Origin of the sequence: Streptomyces globisporus (assembly GCF_003501885.1) — a bacterium.
GTDB lineage: Bacteria > Actinomycetota > Actinomycetes > Streptomycetales > Streptomycetaceae > Streptomyces > Streptomyces globisporus_D.
The window spans coordinates 1-6163 of the sequence record NZ_QWFA01000269.1; the positions used below are offsets into that span (position 1 = coordinate 1).

Here is a 6163-nt window from a genome sequence, read left to right on the forward strand (position 1 = left end):
GGGCGGTGGCGGCCGCTTCTGAGACGACCGGTCCTCACTCTCCTCACCCGTATCAGCGATCACGACTTCCAAGGAGCCGTCCCATGACCAAGCAGACCATCCTCGGCCGCGTCACCCAGCTCGCGAAGGCCAACATCAACGCCCTCCTCGATCAGGCCGAGGATCCCCAGAGGATGCTGGACCAGCTGATCCGGGACTACACGAACAACATCGCGGAGGCCGAGCAGGCGGTCGCGGCCACCATCGGCAACCTCCGGCTGATGGAGCAGGACCACAAGGAGGACGTGGCGGCGGCGGCCGAGTGGGGCGGCAAGGCACTGGCGGCCAGCCGGAAGGCCGACGAGCTGCGCGGGGCCGGGTCGGTGGCGGAGGCCGACACGTTCGACAACCTGGCGAAGGTGGCGCTCGGCCGTCAGCTCCAGTCCGAGCAGGAGGCGAAGACGGCGGAGCCCACCATCGCCTCGCAGACGGAGGTCGTGGAGAAGCTGAAGACGGGGCTCGACCAGATGAAGGCCAAGCTCTCCGAACTCAAGGCCAAGCGCGACGAGCTGGTGGCGCGGTCGAAGTCCGCCCAGGCGCAGAACCAGATGATGGACGCCGTGAAGAACATCGACGTCCTCGACCCGACGAGCGAGCTGAGCCGCTTCGAGGACAAGGTGCGGCGCGAGGAGGCGAAGGCCCTGGGCAAGCAGGAGCTGGCCGCTTCCTCGCTGGACGCCCAGTTCGAGCAGCTGGACAGCCTGGGCGACAGCGCGGAGGTCGAGGCCCGGCTGGCGGCCCTGAAGACGGGCGCGTAACCGCTCGCGAACCGAGCCGGGTCAGTACATGCTCAGCAGCTGCTCCACGGAGAGTTCGGCGGCCGGTTCCCCGTCCGGCAGGGCCAGTTCGAACCAGACGGTCTTGCCGCGCGGGGTCCGGCGCGAGCCCCAGGCGGCGCTGAGCAGGCCGACCAGCTGGAGCCCGCGGCCGCCCTCGTCGGTATCGCGGGCGCGGCGGCGGCGCGGCTGCACGAGACCGGCGTCCCAGACCTCGCAGACCAGGGTGCGGTCGCGCAGCAGCCGGAGCCGGATCTCGCCCTCGCCGTAGCGCAGGGCGTTGGTGACCAGCTCGCTGACGAGGAGTTCGGTGGTGTCGACCAGGTCGTCGAGGTCCCAGGCGAGCAATTGGCCGCGGGCCAGCTCGCGGGCCCGGCCGACCGAGCGGGGTTCGCGCGGCAGCGTCCAGTCGCCGACCGCCTCCGTCGGCAGCCCCTGGATGCGGGCCATCAGCAGGGCGATGTCGTCCTCGCCGTGCCGGGTGTCGAGGGTGGAGAGGACGAAGTCGCAGGCGTCCTCCAGCTCCATCTGCGGACCGGTGAGCACGGCCCGCAGCGCCTCCAGGCCCTCGTCCAGCGTCTGGTCCCGGGACTCGACGAGGCCGTCGGTGTAGAGGGTGAGCAGGGCGTTCTCCGCGAGCTCGACCTCGACCTCCTCGAACGGTTCGCCGCCGACGCCCAGCGGCATCCCCGGGGGTACGTCGATGAGGCGGGCGGGCCGGCCGGGCTCGACGACGGCCGGGGGCATGTGCCCGGCGTTGGCGAACGTACAGCGCCGGGTGACCGGGTCGTAGACCGCATACACGCAGGTCGCGAGATAGACCTCGGAGAGGTCCGCCTCGCGGGACTTCTGCGCGGCGCGGGAGGGCCACTGCGCTCCCCCGCTGCCGCCGAGCCCCTCGCTGCGCTCGCCGCCGCCCGGGGAGCCGAGGCCGCGGGCGACCTCGTCGAGGGCGGAGAGCACTTCGGCGGGTTCCAGGTCGAGGAGGGCCAGGGTCCTCACGGCGGTGCGCAGTTCGCCCATGGCGACGGCGGCGCGCAGGCCGCGCCCCATGACGTCGCCGACGACGAGGGCGGTGCGGTGGCCGGGCAGCTCGATCACGTCGAACCAGTCGCCGCCGACCTCGGTGGCGGTGTTGCCGGGCAGATAGCGGCAGGCGATGTCGAGTCCGGCGGCCTCGGGGTCGCCGGGCGGCAGCAGGCTGCGCTGGAGGATCAGGGCGCGTTCGTGCTCGCGGCGGTAGAGGCGGGCGTTGTCGATGCAGACGGCGGCGCGGGCGGCCAGTTCGGTGGCCAGGGCCCGGTCGCGTTCGCCGAACGGCTCGCTCCCCTTCGTCCGGGAGAACTGGACGAGGCCGACGACGGTGTCGTGGGCGACCATCGGCACGGCGAGCGTCGACTGTACGAAGCCCATCTCGTCGCCGGGGACGTCCTCGACCCGGCCGGAGCGCAGCGCGACGGCGCAGGGCGAGCCGAACGGGAAGCGGTGGACGGAGCCGAGCGCGGGCGGCAGATCGTCCGGGCCGGGGGGCCCGCTGCCCGCCACGGCGGTGGGCAGGGCGTCGGCGACCGCGCTGGCGTGGGCCACCCGGCGCAGCTCCGCCGAGCCTCCGGCGGACTCGCGGTGGGCGGGCGCCCAACTGCCGGGCGCGGCCTCCTCGCCGGTGAGGAGGCCCTGGTAGAGGTCGACGGCGGCGAGGTCGCAGAAGCCGGGAACGGCCACGTCGAGCAGCTCGCGGGCGGTGGTCTCCAGGTCCAGGGAGTTGCCGATGCGGGCGCTGGCCTCGTTGAGCAGGGCGAGGTTGCGGCGGGCGCTGGCGGCCTCGCGGGCGGCGATGTGCCGGCGGGTGACGTCGGTGGCGAGGCCGGCGATGCCGACGGGGCGGCCGGCCCCGCTGTGCACCCGGTAGAGGTTCATCGACCAGTGGCGGCGCTCGGTGGTGCCGGGGGCGGTGCCGACCAGTTGGAGGTCGGTGACCGACTCCCCGGTCTCCAGGACCCGTTTCAGCGTGGCGGACAGCCGGTCGGCCTCGGCCTGCGGCAGATAGTCCTCCACCGTGCGGCCCCGGTGGTCCTCGGCCGCGCCGCCGAAGACCGTGGCGAAGCGCTGGTTGGCCCGGACGACCGCGAAGTCCGTACCGAACAGCACGAAGCCGAAGGGAGATTGGCCGAATATGGCTTGTGAGGCGGCGAGGTCGGTCTCGATGCGCCGCAGGGCCCGGACGTCGACGACGATGCAGAGCGCGGCGCGCTCCCCCTGGCCCGTCAGACTCGGCATCACATAGACCTCGGCGACGCCGTGCGCCCCGCCCTCGCCCGGCATCCGGAACGGGACGAGGCCCGTCCACTCCTTGCCGTCGAGGATCTCGCCGACCCGCCGATGGCCCTCCGAGCGCAGCTCGGCGGGCATGAAGGCCTCCACCGGGTCGCGGCCGATCGCCTCGGTCGAGGTCATGCCGAACAGACCCGCGGCCCGGCTGCTCCACTGCTCGATCAGACCGTCGGGGCCGATCGAGAAGGAGGCCACCCTGATGTAGTCGTAGATCGAGCCGGGCGGGCTGTTCTGCCACACGACGTCGCCGGCCGTCCCGACGGCGTCGCCCGTTGTCCCAGGTATTTCGCTCACGCGACCGTCCCCTCCAGCTCACGCACCGGACCGGTCCTGCCCGCAGTATTCAGCACTACGGCCCCGACCGACACGGCGTTCACGATCACAGCAAGGTCTCAGTCCCTTTCAGCCAGGTTCTGCCCGACCTCTGGTGATCGCTGTGCTTCCCTCCACTCTCCTAACCAGGGAGAGCCAGCTCGAACCACACGGTCTTGCCGCTCTTTCCGCGACGGGTCCCCCAGCGACGTGCGGAACAGGCCACGAGCTGGAGTCCGCGGCCGCCTTCGTCGTCGGGTCCCGCACTGCGTTCGGTGGGTGGATCCGGAAGCGGATCGGAGACTTCCACCAGCAGTCCCGGGGTGGCGGGCGGGTGGTCGGCGGGGTGATGGTCCCCGTCGGGGTACGTACGGGCCAGGCGTACGCCGATGGGTCCGGAGGCGTACCGGAGGGAGTTGGTCACCAGCTCGCTGACGAGGAGGACCGCCAGGTCGCCCACCACCGCGTCGAGCCCCCAGGAACCGAGCGCGCCCCGGACGGCGTGCCGGGCGCTGCGCACGGAACCGGGCTCGGCCGCGAAGGTCCACTCGGCGCAGTCGCCTTCGGTATCGATCACGCCGATCACTTCCCAGGGACGACCGCGGGCGCACCCCCTGTGCAAATGGGGACTAAACAGCCCATACCCACCATTGATTACTCACTACCGCACAACTGGGTGTTTGGTGCAGACGGCGTACGCCCCCACCCCGCGGCCGGAGGCCGGCGGGTCAGCTCAACGCGCCCGTCGCCTTGAGGTCGTCGAAGAGCAACTGGTCCACGGGCGGAACGAGGGCCCGGTCGGCGAAGGAGAACCACGCCATCTCCTCGATCTCGCTGCTCGCCGCGAGCGTGCCGCGGTAGTCGCCGTAATAGCAGCTCATCCGCACGACGGCGGCGCCGGGCCGGTCATCGACGGGGGCCTCGTACGTCCCGGCGTGGACGACGGTCTCCCGGATCAGGCCGACCGTCAGCTCCTCCTCGATCTCCCGCAGGAGGGTCTGCAGATCGGTCTCCGCACCCTCGCGCTTGCCGCCCGGGATGTAGAAGACGCCCTTGCCCCGGGGCCGCGCGCAGAGGATCCTGCCGCCCTCGATCCGTACCCACGCCACCGTGTCGATCAGCACCGACGTCACCTGGTCACCACTCCGTCATCACTCCGCCCCGCTCGCGGCGCCGTTCCGCCGGAGACTCCGCACCCCGGCCGGGCCGGACCTTACCGTCCGGGGTGCCGACGCACGGAACGCGGGCGAGGCGGGAGCCGGGACGCGAGAGCCGACGAGGCGAGTCAGGGGCAGGGCGCGCCAAGGGGCGCACGCGGGCGCCAAGGGCCCCTGGAAGGCTTCCCTGGAAGGCCGAGGGGCCCCGAGGGCGGCACGCGGCGGCCTCGGGGCCCCTCGGGCCGTCCGTCCGTCAGGGACCGGCTCCCTGGCCCACGCGCTCCACCCGGTAGACCTGGTGGTGGTGGCGGTCGTCGAGGCCGTCGGCGACCTTCTGGGCCTCGGCCTGCGTGGCATACCGGCCCACGCGGTAGCGGTTGCCGCCGTCGTCCTGCCGTATCACCTGCCACGGGAGCACGGCGCCGCTCTCGCTCATCGTGTCGCTCCCCCGCATATCGCCCCTCTCCCCACCGGCGTGCACGTCTCTAAGGATCCCCAGGAAACCGCAGTACGCATATGCCCGAGCGTACGCCTGACCTTCACTCAGTGCAGGCGGCTTTACACAAAGAGATACGCATCCGGCCATCACGAAGGGGGCGCATCCACCGGAATGCGCCCCCTGGTGCCCCGCCCGACGAGGTGTCACCCCATGTCATCTCACCGGCAGGTGATACGCGATCCGGTACCGGTCCGCCGGGACGACCACGTCGGCCGTCTCCACGGCCCGGCCGGACGCGTAGTACGTACGCCCGATGACGATGACCACGTGGCCGGGCACACCGCCGAGCGCCAGGAGCTCCTCCGCCAGCCCCGGGCGCGCACCGACCTCCTCGGCGACGTTGTCCACGACGACGTCGATCGCGGCCATCCGGTCGACCACCCCGCAGCCGCCCAACGGGCCCTCCTCCGGCAGCATCACGGGCGTGCGGCCCGTGATGGCGAGCGGCTCCCAGGAGGTGGAGAGCATGATCGGCTCACCCGCCTCCCGGAAGACGTAGTGCGTGCGCATCACGCGGTCACCCGGCTCGACGCCCAGCCGCTCGGCGATCTCGGGACTCGCCCCCTCCTGCTCGCTGCTGGACTCCCAGGTCCCGCGCGCGCCCTCGGCCGTCTGCTCCTGCCGGAACGGACTGGCCCCCTTGTCCGGCCGGTAGCCGGAGCGGGCGATCATGCGGGGCACGGGACGCTCGCGCACATAGGTGCCGGAGCCGGAGCGCCCCTCGACCAGCCCCTCCGCCATCAGGACCTTCCGCGCCTCCAGGGCGACGGTGTCCGAGACCCCGTACTCCTCGCGGATGCGGGCCTGCGACGGCAGGCGGGTATGGGGCGGCAGCGCGCCGTTGACGATCTTCTCCCTGAGATCGCTCGCCACGCGCAGATAGGCGGGCTGCTCACCGAAAGTCACAGGCCACTCCCAACAGGTTGACAGTCTGCGACAGCCTGACAACCGTGGGTTGTATACCGCAAGCATGGGCCAGAGTTTCACCCAATGTGATGATCTTGTGGCGGTCCACGCATACCCCCGACCCCCGGATCCCTGCCCCTCAC

General features: G+C 71.9%; 6 protein-coding genes. 1 reads left to right on the plus strand and 5 read right to left on the minus strand.

Annotated elements, in window-relative coordinates; translation table 11 throughout:
- The first annotated feature begins 83 nt into the window (after nucleotides 1–83).
- Nucleotides 84–797 carry a PspA/IM30 family protein gene (locus tag D3105_RS31395; RefSeq protein ID WP_118906273.1) on the plus strand — a complete coding sequence of 238 codons (714 nt, stop codon included), beginning with the start codon at nucleotides 84–86 and terminating at the stop codon, nucleotides 795–797.
- Between the two features lie 21 nt (nucleotides 798–818).
- On the opposite strand, the gene D3105_RS31400 is transcribed toward D3105_RS31395, so the two are convergent.
- The 5 genes from D3105_RS31400 to D3105_RS31420 all read right to left on the minus strand — a co-directional run bounded on the left by D3105_RS31400 (nucleotide 819) and on the right by D3105_RS31420 (nucleotide 6020).
- Nucleotides 819–3386 carry a SpoIIE family protein phosphatase gene (locus D3105_RS31400; protein ID WP_118906274.1) on the minus strand — a complete coding sequence of 856 codons (2568 nt, stop codon included), beginning with the start codon at nucleotides 3384–3386 and terminating at the stop codon, nucleotides 819–821.
- Nucleotides 3387–3600: 214 nt separating this feature from the next.
- Nucleotides 3601–4044: an ATP-binding protein gene (locus D3105_RS31405; RefSeq protein ID WP_118906275.1), complete on the minus strand. Its 444-nt coding sequence runs from the start codon at nucleotides 4042–4044 to the stop codon at nucleotides 3601–3603.
- Nucleotides 4045–4186: 142 nt separating this feature from the next.
- Nucleotides 4187–4591 carry an NUDIX hydrolase gene (locus D3105_RS31410; protein WP_118906276.1) on the minus strand — a complete coding sequence of 135 codons (405 nt, stop codon included), beginning with the start codon at nucleotides 4589–4591 and terminating at the stop codon, nucleotides 4187–4189.
- Between the two features lie 277 nt (nucleotides 4592–4868).
- Entirely contained in the window at nucleotides 4869–5069 is a 201-nt protein-coding gene (locus tag D3105_RS31415; RefSeq protein ID WP_065491212.1) for a hypothetical protein, read from the minus strand.
- A gap of 198 nt (nucleotides 5070–5267) precedes the next feature.
- Nucleotides 5268–6020: a GntR family transcriptional regulator gene (locus tag D3105_RS31420; RefSeq protein ID WP_118906277.1), complete on the minus strand. Its 753-nt coding sequence runs from the start codon at nucleotides 6018–6020 to the stop codon at nucleotides 5268–5270.
- Nucleotides 6021–6163 lie beyond the last annotated feature (143 nt).

What these genes read in the sequence shown, in the direction of transcription:
- D3105_RS31395 (WP_118906273.1), top strand. Translation starts at nt 84, where the DNA reads ATGACCAAGCAGACCATCCTCGGCCGCGTCACCCAGCTCGCGAAGGCC.
- D3105_RS31415 (WP_065491212.1), bottom strand. Translation starts at nt 5,069, where the DNA reads ATGCGGGGGAGCGACACGATGAGCGAGAGCGGCGCCGTGCTCCCGTGG.